Source organism: Photobacterium sp. Alg240-V54 (assembly GCF_900537155.1).
Classification (GTDB): Bacteria; Pseudomonadota; Gammaproteobacteria; order Enterobacterales; family Vibrionaceae; genus Photobacterium.
In genome coordinates, this window is record NZ_UNRL01000002.1 from 627662 (window position 1) to 642853 (window position 15192).

The 15192-nt window shown below is 36.7% G+C and carries 14 protein-coding genes and 1 tRNA gene; 9 read left to right on the forward strand and 6 right to left on the reverse strand.

The features are described from left to right. Window positions 1–16 precede the first annotated feature (16 nt). Window positions 17–496, reverse strand: a complete 480-nt coding sequence (locus G6R09_RS08325) for a hypothetical protein (RefSeq protein ID WP_107204458.1) — start codon at window positions 494–496, stop codon at window positions 17–19. Window positions 497–1674: 1178 nt separating this feature from the next. Here G6R09_RS08325 and G6R09_RS08330 point away from each other — a divergent pair. From G6R09_RS08330 to G6R09_RS08355, 6 genes are all read left to right on the forward strand, one after another. Continuing rightward, on the forward strand, window positions 1675–2823 hold the full coding sequence (locus G6R09_RS08330; RefSeq protein WP_065166168.1) for a polysaccharide export protein: 1149 nt from the start codon (window positions 1675–1677) through the stop codon (window positions 2821–2823). Window positions 2824–3303: 480 nt separating this feature from the next. Then, entirely contained in the window at window positions 3304–4170 is an 867-nt protein-coding gene (locus G6R09_RS08335; RefSeq protein WP_163921640.1) for a tetratricopeptide repeat protein, read from the forward strand. Window positions 4171–4280: 110 nt separating this feature from the next. Next, window positions 4281–4670, forward strand: coding sequence for a hypothetical protein (locus tag G6R09_RS08340; RefSeq protein ID WP_163921643.1), 390 nt, complete (start codon window positions 4281–4283; stop codon window positions 4668–4670). An 18-nt stretch (window positions 4671–4688) separates the two neighbouring features. Continuing rightward, complete coding sequence (locus tag G6R09_RS08345; RefSeq protein ID WP_163921646.1) at window positions 4689–5483, forward strand: phosphorylase; 795 nt, start codon at window positions 4689–4691, stop codon at window positions 5481–5483. 80 nt (window positions 5484–5563) lie between these two features. Next, a tRNA-Ser gene (locus tag G6R09_RS08350) sits at window positions 5564–5654 on the forward strand. Between the two features lie 299 nt (window positions 5655–5953). Next, window positions 5954–7288 carry a diguanylate cyclase domain-containing protein gene (locus G6R09_RS08355; protein ID WP_163921649.1) on the forward strand — a complete coding sequence of 445 codons (1335 nt, stop codon included), beginning with the start codon at window positions 5954–5956 and terminating at the stop codon, window positions 7286–7288. A 103-nt stretch (window positions 7289–7391) separates the two neighbouring features. Here G6R09_RS08355 and G6R09_RS08360 read toward each other — a convergent pair whose 3' ends face one another. Beyond that, window positions 7392–7763 (reverse strand): hypothetical protein, encoded by a 372-nt coding sequence (locus G6R09_RS08360; RefSeq protein ID WP_065166163.1) that lies wholly within the window; start codon window positions 7761–7763, stop codon window positions 7392–7394. Between the two features lie 306 nt (window positions 7764–8069). On the opposite strand from G6R09_RS08360, the gene G6R09_RS08365 reads away from it, so the two are divergent. Together G6R09_RS08365 and G6R09_RS08370 are read left to right on the forward strand one after the other, a co-directional pair. Beyond that, complete coding sequence (locus G6R09_RS08365; protein WP_065166162.1) at window positions 8070–8351, forward strand: hypothetical protein; 282 nt, start codon at window positions 8070–8072, stop codon at window positions 8349–8351. Between the two features lie 115 nt (window positions 8352–8466). After that, the gene (locus G6R09_RS08370; RefSeq protein WP_065166161.1) at window positions 8467–8943 is read left to right on the forward strand and encodes a carbohydrate-binding protein; all 477 of its coding nucleotides are present in this window, start codon (window positions 8467–8469) and stop codon (window positions 8941–8943) included. 49 nt (window positions 8944–8992) lie between these two features. On the opposite strand, the gene G6R09_RS08375 is transcribed toward G6R09_RS08370, so the two are convergent. Then, a complete protein-coding gene (locus tag G6R09_RS08375; RefSeq protein ID WP_163921652.1) occupies window positions 8993–10300 on the reverse strand; it encodes a hemolysin family protein in 1308 nt (435 codons plus the stop codon). 257 nt (window positions 10301–10557) lie between these two features. Here G6R09_RS08375 and G6R09_RS08380 point away from each other — a divergent pair, with 257 nt between their 5' ends. Further along, entirely contained in the window at window positions 10558–10986 is a 429-nt protein-coding gene (locus tag G6R09_RS08380; RefSeq protein ID WP_163921655.1) for a lysozyme inhibitor LprI family protein, read from the forward strand. A gap of 91 nt (window positions 10987–11077) precedes the next feature. Here the strand turns inward: G6R09_RS08380 and G6R09_RS08385 are convergent, their stop codons facing one another. The 3 genes from G6R09_RS08385 to G6R09_RS08395 are packed head-to-tail and all read right to left on the reverse strand — an operon-like array spanning window position 11078 to window position 14993. Beyond that, entirely contained in the window at window positions 11078–11923 is an 846-nt protein-coding gene (locus G6R09_RS08385) for a DmsC/YnfH family molybdoenzyme membrane anchor subunit (protein WP_065166158.1), read from the reverse strand. Between the two features lies 1 nt (window position 11924). Beyond that, a complete protein-coding gene (locus G6R09_RS08390) occupies window positions 11925–12542 on the reverse strand; it encodes a DMSO/selenate family reductase complex B subunit (protein WP_065166157.1) in 618 nt (205 codons plus the stop codon). 9 nt (window positions 12543–12551) lie between these two features. Beyond that, window positions 12552–14993 (reverse strand): DmsA/YnfE/YnfF family dimethyl sulfoxide reductase, encoded by a 2442-nt coding sequence (locus G6R09_RS08395; protein ID WP_163921658.1) that lies wholly within the window; start codon window positions 14991–14993, stop codon window positions 12552–12554. Window positions 14994–15192 lie beyond the last annotated feature (199 nt).

A 15192-nucleotide genomic window follows, 5' to 3' on the forward strand; every position in this document is an offset into this window, starting at 1 on the left:
TTACTTATTTACACAACTATTTATTCAGTAGTGCTTTTTCTTGGTTTTCTACATACCAGAAACCCAGTAATGAAACTGCCCAGAATTGGAATAAGTATTGAACATCAGACGTGCCTGCTAGCGTTTGGCTAAAGCACATCGCTGATGTGACAAATAAAGAGGCAAGAATACCAGCTTTTAACCATAGCTTTGATTTACCTGGCATGAACTCCATTTTTAGGAATGATACAGCTAATAAAATGAACGGTAATATTTGTAATAACATTAGCACAGGGAAAAGGTAGTCAAAAGAGGGGACTAATAGAAAGTCTGTTACTGGTTTCTTTGCCCAGTTACCCGCAATGTATTCTTTCCAGCCTGCCCAACTATTACCGGCATAGGTACCAAAAAACACACCGTAGAACTTATCAACAACACCGTTAGAAAACCAAAAAGGAGCAAAAAGTAAATAGAAAGGGAAAAATTTGACAGTATTAATTATGTTATTTAATTTCATTATGGGTATAGTTCTTTATATTACTATTAATTGAGGTGATGAATATTTTATTTATTATAGGCGTACATTATTGGCAATAAGGAGGAAGATTGCCGATCAAATTGCACAGCTTAATAGTATAAAATACACTCTAAAAATAATGATAAATTATAGTCTTATCATTAGGGCAGTGATTATAGGTTTATGTAAAAAGGTTAACACCAATAAAAATGGAATATTAAATTCACAAAATATGATTTATTTTTTAAAGTGACTAAGAAAAGTGTTTTTTAGACCTAATGACACAAATTAATTGTAGAGAGTCATAATAATTATATAATATTTTGAGTGAATTTTAAGCAACGCAAGTTTTATCTGCTACTATTAAGGGGGATCTTTGTTATTTATAAGAGATATAATAATATCTTTTATATCATCGTTGTTAATTTTTTCTTGCTGTTTGATTCAAATAATAAATGATATAGGCCTGATTTAATCTGAAAATCAGAAAACTTGAGCGTAGAGATAATAGTGTTAATCACGGTGTGTTTTTACGTTTTTATATTGAGGTTTGTTGTAATCATCTGTTTTGTATATGTTTATAGTGTATGATAAATTTTCTTTTTATTTTATTTTAATTTAATATTTTAATTTAATGGCTGTTTTTTAACTAATATCATATTCTTAGGCTAGATTTACAAAGTATCTTACAGCGCTAACGATATATCTATATAAGGTCTTATTGCTTTTCTCATTATGGTAGTGGTAATAAGATTTTTTATGAGACACCATATTTATATAGTGAATATTTTATAATGTGTAGTTTTCGATATTAACTATAGAAAGCTATTACGGATTGCTATTTTGATATCTAAAAGTTGATCCCTTATAGGTAGAAGTATTGCTATGAAATGAGTTTGGTAAACGTCTTATTTCATTATGTGCTTGAAAAGCGTACAGGTCACCTAGCATAAGCTTAATGGGGAATATCTATTCGGTAATGTAACTGAATCCCCAGGTTGTTCGATATTGAACTATATTAAATATGAATGATATATGTGATAAGAACAACGCTCTAGATATTAATCATCGTAATCAATAATTAGAACGTTAATTATTGTGCCATATTACTATTGTTGAAATTATTCAGATAGATGTGCATTACGGTAGTTTATTTTAACAACATATGTGAATTTATAATGGATTTGACAAAGAAAATTCTAATAGCGGCATTAATCTCATCTACTTTAGCTGGGTGTACAGTACCTGGTTCAAACTTAACACTGTCTGGTAAGCATGTTGTTGAAGTTGCTGATGGTGACAGTACTAACATTTCAGACCGCGTTAATGTTTATCCTTTAACAGCGAACACTGTTAATCAGTATCGTATTCCCAAAGTGAAAGCTGAGCAAAATCCACGTTTGGAAGCGGAGTTATCACATTATGAATACCATATTGGCCCTGGGGATATTCTAAACGTTACAATTTGGGATCACCCTGAATTAACGATTCCAGCGGGTGCATACCGTAGTGCAAGTGAAGCGGGTAACTGGGTTCATGCTGATGGTACGATTTTTTACCCTTACATTGGTAAAGTCTACGTACAAGGTAAAACAGTTTCTGAAGTACGTAAAATTATATCTAATCGTTTATCTGCTTATATTGAAAGACCACAAGTAGATGTTAACGTAGCAGCTTTCCGATCTCAAAAAGCATATGTTACTGGTGAAGTGAAAACACCAGGCCAACAACCTATTAGCAATGTACCCCTTACGTTACTTGATGCGATCGATAAGTCTGGCGGTTTAGCTGCAGATGCTGATTGGCGTAATGTAACATTAACGCGTAATGGTAAAGATCAGAAGATTTCATTATATGCACTGATGCAACGTGGTGATTTACTTCAAAACCGTTTATTACAAAATGGCGATATCATTCACGTTCCACGTAACGACGATCAGAAAGTCTTTGTTATGGGCGAGGTTAATCAGCCTAGACTACTTAAGATTGATCGTGCGGGTATGAGCTTAACTGAAGCGTTAAGTAATGTCGGTGGTATTAATGAGCTTGAGGCTGATGCTACTGGTATTTTCGTTATTCGTTCAACACGTAATGATGTTAAGAAAAATCCAAACGATAAGACGATTGCAAATGTTTACCAGTTAAACATTAAAGATGCGACAGCATTGGTTATTGGTACTGAGTTTGAACTACAGCCATATGATATTGTTTATGTGACTGCTGCTCCGATTGCACGTTGGAACCGTGTTATCCGTCAGGTTGTTCCAACTATTGATGGCTTTAACAACTTATCAGAAGGCTTTAATTACTACACTAACCTTAAATAAGAAAGTGTAAGTTAAAGCGGTATAATTGATAACGTTCAAAAAGGGGTGCTAAATAGCATCCCTTTTTTATACGTTGAGAGTAAGGGAGACAGACTGCGTCTCCTAGATGAAGTTACATCATTGGCGTAAGTATGATCACACCTAATAGCGCTAGCAATAAGCTAACACCCGCAGGAATTAACCATAATGATTTATTCTTGTTACTTTTCATTTTCTCTCCTGCATATCCGTGTCTGAGAGGGAATGTTGACGGCTTTCACTGATAACTGTAGATGTAACTATTGTGTAACAGGAATTATTTATGGTGCTGAGAGCGACTTTTTGATAAAAATGAGGCATTGATGCTAATTTTTATCAAAAAGTGATGTTTTTTCGTATTTTATTGATTTTAAATCTAAACTGACAATAGAAAAAATAAAGCTGCTAAGTTTACGTATTATTCTTATATAAAATCAAATTGTTACTGAAAGGTTGTAGGTTATGTTTAAAATGTTGTTAAGTGCAGTCGTGCTTTATTTTGTGCTACCTGTATCTATAACTCATGCTGCTAATGAAAATAGTACTAAGCCTTATTCTGAGCAAAGTATTTATGAAAAACCTATGATTGAACGTTATGTATTAGATGAATTGAAATCTTTACGAATGGATCAACAAGATCTCGAACGTCGAATTACGCGTGATATAACAGATAGGGAATTAGCTGTTGCTGACAAATCGATGAATTACGCCAATGTAACGGTAACGTATTTCTTCTATATCATTGCCGGCGTGGCGTCATTAATTGCATTAATTGGCTGGCAGTCAATGCGCGAAATAAAAGAAAACACCAAACGTATGGCAGAAGTACAGCTAAAAGATATTTCTGAAAATTATGAGCAAAAATTTAAAGCCTTAGAGCGCGATTTAAAGCGTAAAACACGCATTATTAGTGAAAATAACCGTGAAATAGAAAAAATTAACGAAGTACATAACTTATGGCTACGTGCGCAAAGTTCTCAAACGCCTGAACAAAAAGTAGAAATATATGATGAAATTTTAAAAGTACGACCAGGTGATTTAGAAGCGCTAACCTATAAAGCTGACGCGACAATGGAAATGCGAGAGTTCCATTGGGCATTAAGCCTTTGTAATCGAGTATTGGAAGTCGATGATACTAATGCACATGCTTTGTATCAACGAGCTTGTGCTTATGCTTGTTTAGGGGTTGAAGAACAAGCTATTTCAGATTTAGAGCGAGCAATTAAAGATAGTCTATCACTACGAGAATTAGCGGCAGATGAAGATGATTTTGAAAACTTACGCGGTAATGAACGTTTTGAACTTTTACTAACCGTAGTGGATGATTAAACTTTTTAATTATGGTTGTAATTACAACTCAACATTGCATTTTTAATGCTAGTAAAAACAACGGAAGAAGCATAATTTTATAGTTAGAATTAATGTTGGAAGAAATAAATATGACTAACTTTCAGTTTTATACTTATGAATTATCTTGTTTTAATTGCCATGTTAAAAAAGCAAAAACCGATCTTGGTTGGTTAACACCAGCAATGAAAGCCGATGTTATTGATCAAATTGATTTAATGCTGAAGCAGCGCGGTAGTGTTTACGAACCTTATTTTACGGTAAAAATTATTTGTTCAGCAGATGAAGCAAAAGATTTTTTATTGCTAAATTATTATGATAATTCTGAGTCAGAAATTAATCACGGAAATATAAAACCAACAGTCATTGCTGATGTTGACGATCAAATATCTGAACATATGACAGCAGAAGGGGTGGCTATTTTTAACCATGAAATCGCACTTCAAAATTGTGATTATTGTTCCCAAGAGATTGGTGAATAATTAAAAAGGGATAGAAGAATGCTGTGGAATGCTTGCGAGGAACAAACAAAAATCGGATTGGGTAACGGTGATTTATTGCCCTTAACCAGTGATGATATTATTTATCAGCAACAAGGGGTTAACTATATTGTTAATTTGGTTACTGATAATATGAAAATAAAACATTCGCCAGCGGTTTCAGCACAAGATCCTTTTATTGAGCCATATACGCATTGTGATTATGTAACGGATATGGATGCGAAGTATGTGTGTCTTCTAAATCGCTTTCCAATTGTTGTACCACATTTGTTGGTTTGTGCTAAAGATTATATTCCACAGACCTCTGTTTTAACCTTAGCGGACTTTACGGCATGGGTTAAAGGCATTACTCGTAGTGATGTGTTAGGTTTTTTTAACTCTGGTCGAATTGCGGGCTCAAGTCAAATGCATCGGCACATGCAATTGGTTAGAACCCCAATTCCGTTAGAGTCTCAGATTATTAATGGTCAGCTACCATTTAAACATGCGGTATTTCGTTATTCAGGATTAGATCCTCAGCAGCTATACAGTGACTATTTACATGCACTAGCATTATTACAGTTAAATACAACTAAGTTAATTAATGGCTTAAGCGAGTGCTTACCTTATAATATTTTATTAACTGAACGCTGGATGTTGATTATTCCACGGGTTAAAAATCAGGTCGAAACCTTATCTGGCCATGGTGTGAATTTCAGTGGTCGTTTTTTAGTTAATTCTGAACAACAATTAGAGTGGCTTGAGCATTATGGTTTCATGCAGTTTTTAATTGATTGCGGTTTTAAGCAAAAATAAGCGAATGATCGTTGGATATTTAAGCGGTTGTTCAATAAAGACTTTACAACTGATAAGGTTATGATTAGTATAGCGGCCATGGAGAGATGGCTGAGTGGTTGAAAGCACCGGTCTTGAAAACCGGCATACGTTTATAGCGTATCTAGGGTTCAAATCCCTATCTCTCCGCCAAATTTAAGAAAACCGTTAATGAAAATTAACGGTTTTTTTTCGTTTGTATAAAAGCAGGTTTAAATCCTCCAATATCTCAAGCAACTCCGCATAGCTAAAGCATCAGTGGCTTTTTGATTTTAAGATAATAACATTGCTTAATTTTGATACATCTCTCAATTTTTTTGTTTTATTTTCAAATGGTTGGCAATATAAAGTAAATGGTTTAGAATGGTCATAGCAAGGAAATGCTACTAAATTGTTATAAACCAGACTCTTATTTGGAGTGGTAAAAATGAACAATAATAAAGAACTTAATTATGGATAGAAAACGAAAAACTATAATATTTTTAATTGTTACTTTAGTTATAACCGTTATTGGTGTTGTAATGATTGAGAATATTAATTCTACTTATAATAAACAAATTACTCATGACATTAATAACAAAGCAAAAGAAAACTTAGCTGCATTACGCTTTGAATTAGAATCTAATTTGGTTAATGATATTTATTTAACAAGTACATTGGCAGATATTGCTACGATAGATTTTGAAAATCGTAATGAAGTATTAAATAAAATATCTGAAGCTGTAATATTAAAAAGCGGACATTTGACAAGTGTCGGATTTGCAAAAAATGATATTATTGATTTTGTTTACCCATTTAAAAAGAACTCTAAAGCGATTGGACTTGTTTATAAAAACAATCCTGAACAATGGAAAGATATAAACAAAGCAAGAATGACAAAGCAAATATTAATTTCTGGTCCAATTAGTTTAATTCAGGGAGGAAAGGCGTTAATTGTTAGAGTTCCAGTATTTTATGATTATCCAAATAATAATCAATATTGGGGAGTGATAAGTGGCGTTATTAATTACGATAAATTATTTGAAACATTAACGTCGATGAAAAACTTTGAAAAATATGACTTGTCGATTATTAATGAATCTGATAGTCAGCAGAAGAATTTTATTTATGGACAACCAAAAGCAATAGATAATTATCTTTTTTATGAAGAAGTTAAGTTGCCATTTGGACAGTGGGGTATTTATCTTTCACATAGTAAACACAGTGTTGACTATTTTGATGATAATGTCAGAATTATTGCATATCCATTACTTTTTTGTTTTATAGTGTTATTTTTAAGTATAGCATTATTATATATTACTAACGAACATCGTGCTTATCATGATGCATTAACAAAGATACCCAATAGACGGTATTTAATTAAAAGATTAGCTAAGCTTTTTAAACAAGCTAAATTAGGCAGTATTGATGGAACATTTATTATTGTTAATATAGATATCGATAAATTTAAACATATTAATGATAGTTATGGTCATGCTGCTGGTGATAAAATTCTAATGGTATTAAGTAAAAGAATTAAAAATAACCTTAGACAAAATGATGTTGTTGCTAGAATTGGCGGTGACGAATTTTTATTATTAATTAATTTTAAAAATGATAGTGTAAATATTAAAGATAGAGTTGCTGATATAGTAAATGATGTAACTCAAGAGGCAATATTATTTGATGGAATGAAAATACCTATTAGTATTACATCTGGTTATGTTGTTTATGATGAATCAATAGCAAACTTTTGGGATATGTTAATTTTAGCAGATAAATCAATGTATAATAAAAAGGCATATTAAGAGCTAAAGTTTATTTTATGATTAATGTTGGTATAAATAGTATTAAATAATATAAAGCTGTTAATAAGGCTAACAGCTTTATTTTTGATACTATAACTTACGATTATTCACAAGTGCTACAAGCTTGCAGTGCGATTTCGTGTTCAAAAGCCACTTGACCTAATGCAGTTGTGCTGGCTGCGATTTCTTGTTCAATGTCTTTCATATCATCAGCATCAATACCATTTGAGGTTAACTCTTCTTCAGTGTAACCAAATGCATTTAATAATAAGTAATCACGCGCTTCTTCAGGAGTACAAGTGATAATTACTGTTAGATCATCACCAAAAGCAGCATCACCTGTGATGATTGCGGTAATTTGTTGTTGGACGCTGTCATACATTGCAGGTGTTAACCAGCCTAAGTCAGATTCAGCTGTATTTTTACGACAATCAAAGCAAGGAAGGAGCTGAGAGTAGCTCTGAAAATTGTTCATGGAAAGTATCCTGATCACGGTATTAATATTGCCTCGCAACTTATGCTAATTTGAGCTTAATTACTAGCGCAAAAGTAAATTATTTAATGGGGTAGGCAAGGGGAGTCGTCGCTGAAAATAGGCGCTAAATATTGGACTCACCATCAAGGAAATATTTACAACAGTTATGTATCTTGTTGATGAAAAGATAAAATAGATTCAGTTGTTATAGTGTTCAGCTGTAGACTACAATCACAGCTAAATAAACATTCCCTTTAATATAATAAAGAGTGTGTCATTAATAAGTTGTTCACAATAGGGATAAACATGAAAAAGATAATAGTAGCGGCGGTGACGGCAATCGTAATAACGGGTTGTGCGGGAACACCGTCAAACAGTTATACCGTTGATAATGCAGCTGGTGTGTCATCGTGGGAACTCTGTCGTAATATCGGCTACCATGAATTTTTCAATCGCAATCAAAAAGCCCAGCAATTAACACGATATGTTATTCAGCGTGGTGATGTTGATCCACAAGCTTGTCAAGCTGCTGCAGCAGAAGGCAAGAAGTTTGCAGAACAGGAATACCGTAAAACCGGCGGCTATTAAGCACTCAGATACCCTTGCTTACAATATAATGCGCTTATTTGCTGTTCTTTCAGTGATAAATTTATAAAATACAACAATCAAAATTAGTGCGAATATGTAGATAGGGATAGCTGCTATGATGAAAAAAAGCGCATTGCTTGTTATGTGTGTACTTAGTGCATTGTCACTGACGTCGATTTCGTTAGTCGCGCACGCCAATGATCGTCCAGCAACATTACCAAGTGAGCGACCTGGGCTACAAGCATGGAATAAAGAAACCGTCTACACCAAAGGTGAGAGTGCGCGTTATTTAGGCCGTTTGTGGATCGCTAAGTGGTGGACACAGGGCGATCGTCCTCAACGTGATAATGAATCGGGTCCGTGGAAATTAGTTCGTTTAATTGATAATGATAATAATCACACTAAACCAAATAATTTTAAGGTAACCCGTTATCGTGCCGGAGTGAAATACAGTGCTGGTGATAGGGTGCGAATGCCAAATGGTAATGTTTACCGTTGTCGTGATTGGCCTGCAACCCCATGGTGCGAATTAGAAGGTTATGCGCCAGGTAAAACTCAACACTGGCGTGATGCATGGTCACGAGTGAATTAATACAATCAATACAGAGTATCTGCACACAAAGGCAGATACTCAGTAATTGTTATTCATTAGGCTGAGATGTCTCAAATGAGTAGACATTCACTTTCTCGATGCGATTGTGATCAATAATCAGAATTTCAAAACGCCATTGTTGCCAAGTAATAATATCACCGATTTGAGGCAAACCACCTTTGATCCACATAAGCATACCATTCAATGTTTGATAGCCATTTTGGTCTTCATCAGGTAATTTTTTTAAATCTAAGAGATCTTTTACAACGGTGATTGGAATGAGCCCATCAAGATGCCAATGATTATCGGCTATCTTTTGCGACCATACATCAGTTGGATCTTGAGTGGTAAATTTGCCTGTTAACGCCTCAAGGATATCCAGTGGCGTAACAATACCTTGAATATCACCATATTCATCGACAACAAAAGCAATTTCACTACCAGACTCTTGGAACATTTCAAGTAAATCTGTACCAGTCCAGGTTTCCGGAATAAAGAGTGGCTGAGTGATATAATCAATAATATTTTTTGAGACATCATGACGATTATCAAGCTCAAACCGTAATAATTGTTTTGCGGTGATGGTACCTTTGACGTCATCAATAGTGTGATTACAAACAGGTAAGCATGAAAAAGGGCTGGCGAGTAATTTTTGTTGATAGCTTTCAACCGCATGATCAAGGTCGAGATAACTGATGTCACTTCTTGGGGTCATCATGGATGAAACTTTACGATCATCGAAATGGAAAACATTACGTACCATCGCATGCTCTTGTTGATGAATGATACCGGTTTGAGAGCCTTCATTAATAATGGCTTTAATATCATCTTCGGTTAAATGGTTACTATTATTGGTACTGTTACTAAAGATGCGCAGGAATAATTCGGTTGAACCAGCTAATAAAATAACAAAGGGGCGTGACAGCAGTGACAGTAAACGAATTGGGCGAGCAACGCGTAATGCCAATGGCTCTGCATTAACTTGGGCATAGCGCTTAGGGATTAACTCACCAACAACAATTGAAAAATAGGTGATAATAACCACCGCAATAATGGTAGCAGAAATGGATGCAGTGTGTGCCTGAACGCCAAATGATTTCAACCATGATGAAATAGGTCCGGCTAAAGCTGCTTCACCAATAACACCATTTAAAATACCAATGATGGTAATACCAATTTGAATAGTTGATAAAAAAGTGGTCGGTTTATTGGCTAATTTTAATGCCGTAATGGCTGAGGGGTCGCCTTCATCTGCAAGCACCTGTAACCGGTTTTTTCGAGATGTTACTAAGGCTATTTCTGACATAGCAAACCAGCCATTAAGAATGACCAGAAAAACAAGAATAGCGATACTCATTAAAACTCCTAACAATTAAATAGGCGAATTCATGATGAGAATCGGTAAAATAAGTCCGCCAAATAGGGTGAATCGCCTATTAGGCCACTTCAATTTTCATTATAACTCGCATGTGAAAATTGAAAATCCACATTTCAGTTAAATAATTTATTATATTTGAAACGTCACCATAGTTTAGTGTTACAGGCCGATTCGATAGTAAATAATTAATATAAAAATAGACAAATAATAATGAAAATAAAATAGCCGAGGGTAAAATGAAAAAGTTATGTTTAATAAGTGGGTTATTGGTCTCAAGTTCGGCAATGGCGACGGCACAAACGACAAAAGTTGATTGTGATAATGCTTATACAACGATTGAAATTAATCAATGTGCTGAGAATAAATTTGATACGGCCAATCAACAGTTGCAACAATATTTAACGCAGGCAATCAAGCAAAATAGCACCGATAAGCAGCTTGTTGATGCAATACAAATAGCACAAAAGCAATGGCTACAATACCAAAAAGCAGAATGTAATGCTGTGTATACTCAATGGCAGCAGGGCACAATACGTGGCGTTATGGCACTTTCTTGTAAACTTGCATTAACGCAACAACGGACATTAACCATTTGGGATAACTATCTTCGTCCAATGGATGGCAGTGCTGCGGTATTGCCTAAGCCAATCGTCGATGTTGACTAATTTATTGTATTGTAAACACTAATAAAAAAGGCCTCCTAATATACAGGAGGCCCAAGCTTAAAATCGTTTGGTTGGTATAATAAAAGTTATATTACAGACCAACAGTCATATGAAGCCCATAAAAAATACCACGCCCAGTGAGTTCAGCAAGTAAGATAAAGATCAGACTTAACAACATGGTGAACAGTGTTGGTCGTGCTTTAATGAGCCGTGGAATAAACCAGCAGATAATCGCTGCAAACAATAAACCGATCCGTAGGATTTGTAATTGCATCAGATTAGGGATCACATCCATCGCCGAGCCTAACGCTGAAGTTGTGTTATGCAAGTCAATAATCTGACCAACCACAACCACAATATATAACGCGGCAAAAATGGCACCAACTAATGGCAGTGCATTATCCATGTCTGCATTATGATGCTTGGCAATCGTCAGTAATAGGTGACCAAAAATCAATCCTGATAAGAGTGTGGTTAGTACAAATGCTAGCGGTGTATAGAGGGTATTCCATGTGGGTACTGTGCTAATTAAATACACCATGATCATTGAATAGATAAAGCTGATACCAACCAACATACCTACCACTAAGATGATGTTACGTAATGCCACAGGCCCGAGCTTTAACAGTGCTAATAGCCAGTAACTTCCCCCTAATGCAAAAAATAGACTACCGGTGAAAATTTCATTGGATAACCATGAACTTCCCACTTGATTTAACGCATTAAATGCTCGTAATGGGCTGCCAAGGTGCATGGTTGATGCCATAAAACCTAGGCCCATTAAAACCCAAATAAAGAACATCGCTTTGTGTAAGCGATCACTGACTTCTGTAGTTAGGGTGTTACGTAAAATAACACTGCCCACTAATAGATAAGCGCCAACAGCTGTTTGTGCTAATACGGTAAAAACGATTAGCGGCCATTCATGCCAAGCCATATTAAACCTCCGTAGGATTTGCTAAGAAACCAGTTTTGTCTCCACAAGGGCGAGCATGACGGTTTGCTTTGATTACAAGATTGGGTTTGGTGTGTGATGATGGCGGTAATGGCGCAACATCAGCATTAGTGCCATATTTCGCGCGGAGCTCGGTAATATCACCAAACTCTAATGCACGTAGTGGACAAGAACCGACACAAACGGGATCTAAGCCTTGCTCGACCCGCTCAAAACAACCATCACACTTTGTCATATGACCTTTGGCTTCGTTGTATTGTGGCGCGCCATAAGGACAAGCCATGGTGCAATACTTACAACCAATACAAATATCCTCATTAACAACCACTAAGCCATCTTGCTCGCGTTTGTGCATTGCACCTGACGGGCACACTTTGGCACAGGCGGGTTCATCACAATGATTACAGGCAATGGATAAGTAGTAAGAGAATACGTCTTGGCGGAACGTATCACCTTCTTTTACCCAATTTCCGCCCGCGTATTCATACACGCGACGGTAGTTAACGCCAACATCTAAGTCTTTGTTATCTTTGCAGGATAACTGGCAGGTTTTACAGCCTGTGCATTTACTTGAATCGATATAAAAGCCGTATTGTTTCATGATCTAACCTTATGCCTTATTAACCAGTTGTACTTCCACCAAGTTGGTGTGTTGCGGGTTGCCTTTTGCTAGCGGACTTGGACGTTGCGTTGTTAATACATTAATACAACCACCGTGATCGACTTTCTGGCCATCAGGGGCATACCAAGCACCTTCACCAAGTGCAACCACACCAGGCATCATACGAGGAGTCACTTTGGCATTAATGTGGAGCTCGCCGCGGTCATTAAAAATACGGATCACATCACCATTGGCAATACCGCGTTGTTCGGCATCCATTGGGTTGATCCACATTTCTTGACGAGCAGCTTCTTTAATAATATCGACGTTGCCATAGGTTGAATGGCAGCGCGCTTTATAATGGAAACCGGTCAGTTGTAACGGAAATTGCTGACGTTTAGGATCATTCCAACCTTCAGGCGTAGTAGCATAAATTGGCAGTGGGTGAATAACGTCACCTTCGGCTAATTCCCACTCAGAAGCGATGGTTGCCAGTCGTTCTGAGTAAATCTCAATTTTACCTGAAGGCGTAGTTAATGGATTGTTGAGTGGATCTTCACGGAATGCTTTATACGCCACAAAGTGTCCATTAGGATCACGACGTTTAACGATGCCTTGCTTACGCACAGTTTCAAAGTCAGGCAAGCTTGGATCACTCGCGCGAGTTAACTGGTATAAGTGGCGCAACCAACCTTCTTGATCACGGCCTTCAGTAAAGGCTTGCTCTACACCTAAACGCTTGGCTAAATCGCTACAAATTTGGTAAATACCACGGGTTTCAAATTGTGGCTTAATAGCTTGATCGGCATAGATGAAATACGGCATGTTTGACGCTTTAGCATCCATACAGAAATCAGCTTGCTCAGACGTTGTCAGATCAGGCAATAAAATATCAGCATATTTCGCAGATGAGGTCATGTGGTTATCGATCACCACAATCATTTCACACGCGCTGTCATCTTGCAGAATGTCATGAGTACGGTTAATGTCTGAGTGCTGGTTAATCAGACAGTTACCAGCATAGTTCCAAATAAACTTAATTGGCATATCAAGTTTATCTTTACCGCGCACGCCATCACGTTTCGCCGTCATTTCAGGGCCGCGAACAATAGCATCTGTCCATAAGAACATTGAAATGGCAGTTTTTACTGGGTTGGCAGGAATAGGGAAGCGAACAAACGGAATGTTGTAGTCAGATTCGCGCGCACCAGTACCGCCGCCATTAATACCAACATTGCCTGTTAGTAGTGATAGCATTGCAATTGAGCGACAGGCAATCTCACCATTAGCGGTACGTTGTAGTCCCCAACCTTGGTAAATTGCGCATGGTTTCGTTGAGCCAATTTCACGTGCCAGTTTGATGATCACATCTACTGGAATACCTGTAATTGGGGCAGCCCATTGCGGTGTTTTTTCTGTTTTATCTTCACCTAAACCAAGAATATAAGACTTATAATCTGAGTTTGCAGGTGCTGAAGCGGGTAGGGTTTTAGCATCATAACCAACACAATAAGTATCAAGGAAAGCTTGATCTACCATGTCTTCTTTGATCATCACATGGGCAATAGCGGCGACTAATGCAGCATCAGTACCAGGACGAATTGGTATCCATTGATCTTCACGCCCGCCAGCGGTGTCATTATAACGTGGATCAATCATGATCATTTTAGCGTTTGAGCGTTGCTTACTTTCCATCAAATGGTGAATATTACCCCCACCTGACATGCGTGTTTCTGCCGGGTTATTACCAAATTGAACAATTAATTTGGTATTTTCAAGATCAGAAAATGAGTTATTAGCCGCAAAACCACCATAAGTGTAATTTAAACCAGCTGCAATTTGGGCTGTCGAATAATCACCGTAATGATTTAAATAACCACCGGTTAAATTCATTAGCCGTGCAATAAGTGTGCTGCCTGGAGGCCATGATTTAGTAACAGTACCGCCAAGTGTTCCTGTGCCGTAATTCAGATAAATCGCTTCGCTGCCATAATCTTTGCGAATACGGGTTAGGTTGTTGGCAATCTCATCGTAAGCTTCATCCCAGCTAATACGCTTGAACTTACCTTCACCACGTTTACCGATACGCTTCATTGGGTATTTAAGGCGATCAGGGTTATAAACACGACGACGCATAGAACGCCCACGCAAACAGGCACGTACTTGGTGATCGCCATATTGATCGGTACCTGTATTATCAGCATCAACCCATTTTATCTCACCATCAACAACGTGCATACGTAATGGACATCGGCTACCACAGTTAACGGTACAAGCGCTCCAAACGACTTTTTCTTTGCTCTTACTTTCTACAGGCTGTGAGGCTTGAGCTTTAAATGGTAGCGAAAGGCTGCTCGCTGCAACGGCAAGTCCACCAACGGCAGAGCTTGATTTAATAAAGTCTCGACGGGTAAAAATAGGGCTGAGTAACTGCTTTATTTTTGTTTTCATTGAACGACATTCTCTTTATTAAGCAGCATGCTTTTTATGTGCTGCAATTTTTTCGCGATAATGTCGGTAAAAATCATTTATAACTTTGCTCTTTATCAATAAATATTAATGATTATGTGTAAATAAAACGATTTTAAACGTGTTTGTGATGGCAATCACTGTTTTTGCTATGCCTTAAAGGTATATATTATTGATTTTA

Coding starts and splice junctions, on each gene's coding strand:
- G6R09_RS08360 (WP_065166163.1), bottom strand. CDS start 7,763: ATGAACAATTTTCAGAGCTACTCTCAGCTCCTTCCTTGCTTTGATTGT.
- G6R09_RS08380 (WP_163921655.1), top strand. CDS start 10,558: ATGAAAAAGTTATGTTTAATAAGTGGGTTATTGGTCTCAAGTTCGGCA.
- G6R09_RS08375 (WP_163921652.1), bottom strand. CDS start 10,300: ATGAGTATCGCTATTCTTGTTTTTCTGGTCATTCTTAATGGCTGGTTT.
- G6R09_RS08345 (WP_163921646.1), top strand. CDS start 4,689: ATGCTGTGGAATGCTTGCGAGGAACAAACAAAAATCGGATTGGGTAAC.
- G6R09_RS08395 (WP_163921658.1), bottom strand. CDS start 14,993: ATGAAAACAAAAATAAAGCAGTTACTCAGCCCTATTTTTACCCGTCGA.
- G6R09_RS08355 (WP_163921649.1), top strand. CDS start 5,954: ATGGATAGAAAACGAAAAACTATAATATTTTTAATTGTTACTTTAGTT.
- G6R09_RS08370 (WP_065166161.1), top strand. CDS start 8,467: ATGATGAAAAAAAGCGCATTGCTTGTTATGTGTGTACTTAGTGCATTG.
- G6R09_RS08365 (WP_065166162.1), top strand. CDS start 8,070: ATGAAAAAGATAATAGTAGCGGCGGTGACGGCAATCGTAATAACGGGT.
- G6R09_RS08325 (WP_107204458.1), bottom strand. CDS start 496: ATGAAATTAAATAACATAATTAATACTGTCAAATTTTTCCCTTTCTAT.
- G6R09_RS08330 (WP_065166168.1), top strand. CDS start 1,675: ATGGATTTGACAAAGAAAATTCTAATAGCGGCATTAATCTCATCTACT.
- G6R09_RS08390 (WP_065166157.1), bottom strand. CDS start 12,542: ATGAAACAATACGGCTTTTATATCGATTCAAGTAAATGCACAGGCTGT.
- G6R09_RS08385 (WP_065166158.1), bottom strand. CDS start 11,923: ATGGCTTGGCATGAATGGCCGCTAATCGTTTTTACCGTATTAGCACAA.
- G6R09_RS08340 (WP_163921643.1), top strand. CDS start 4,281: ATGACTAACTTTCAGTTTTATACTTATGAATTATCTTGTTTTAATTGC.
- G6R09_RS08335 (WP_163921640.1), top strand. CDS start 3,304: ATGTTTAAAATGTTGTTAAGTGCAGTCGTGCTTTATTTTGTGCTACCT.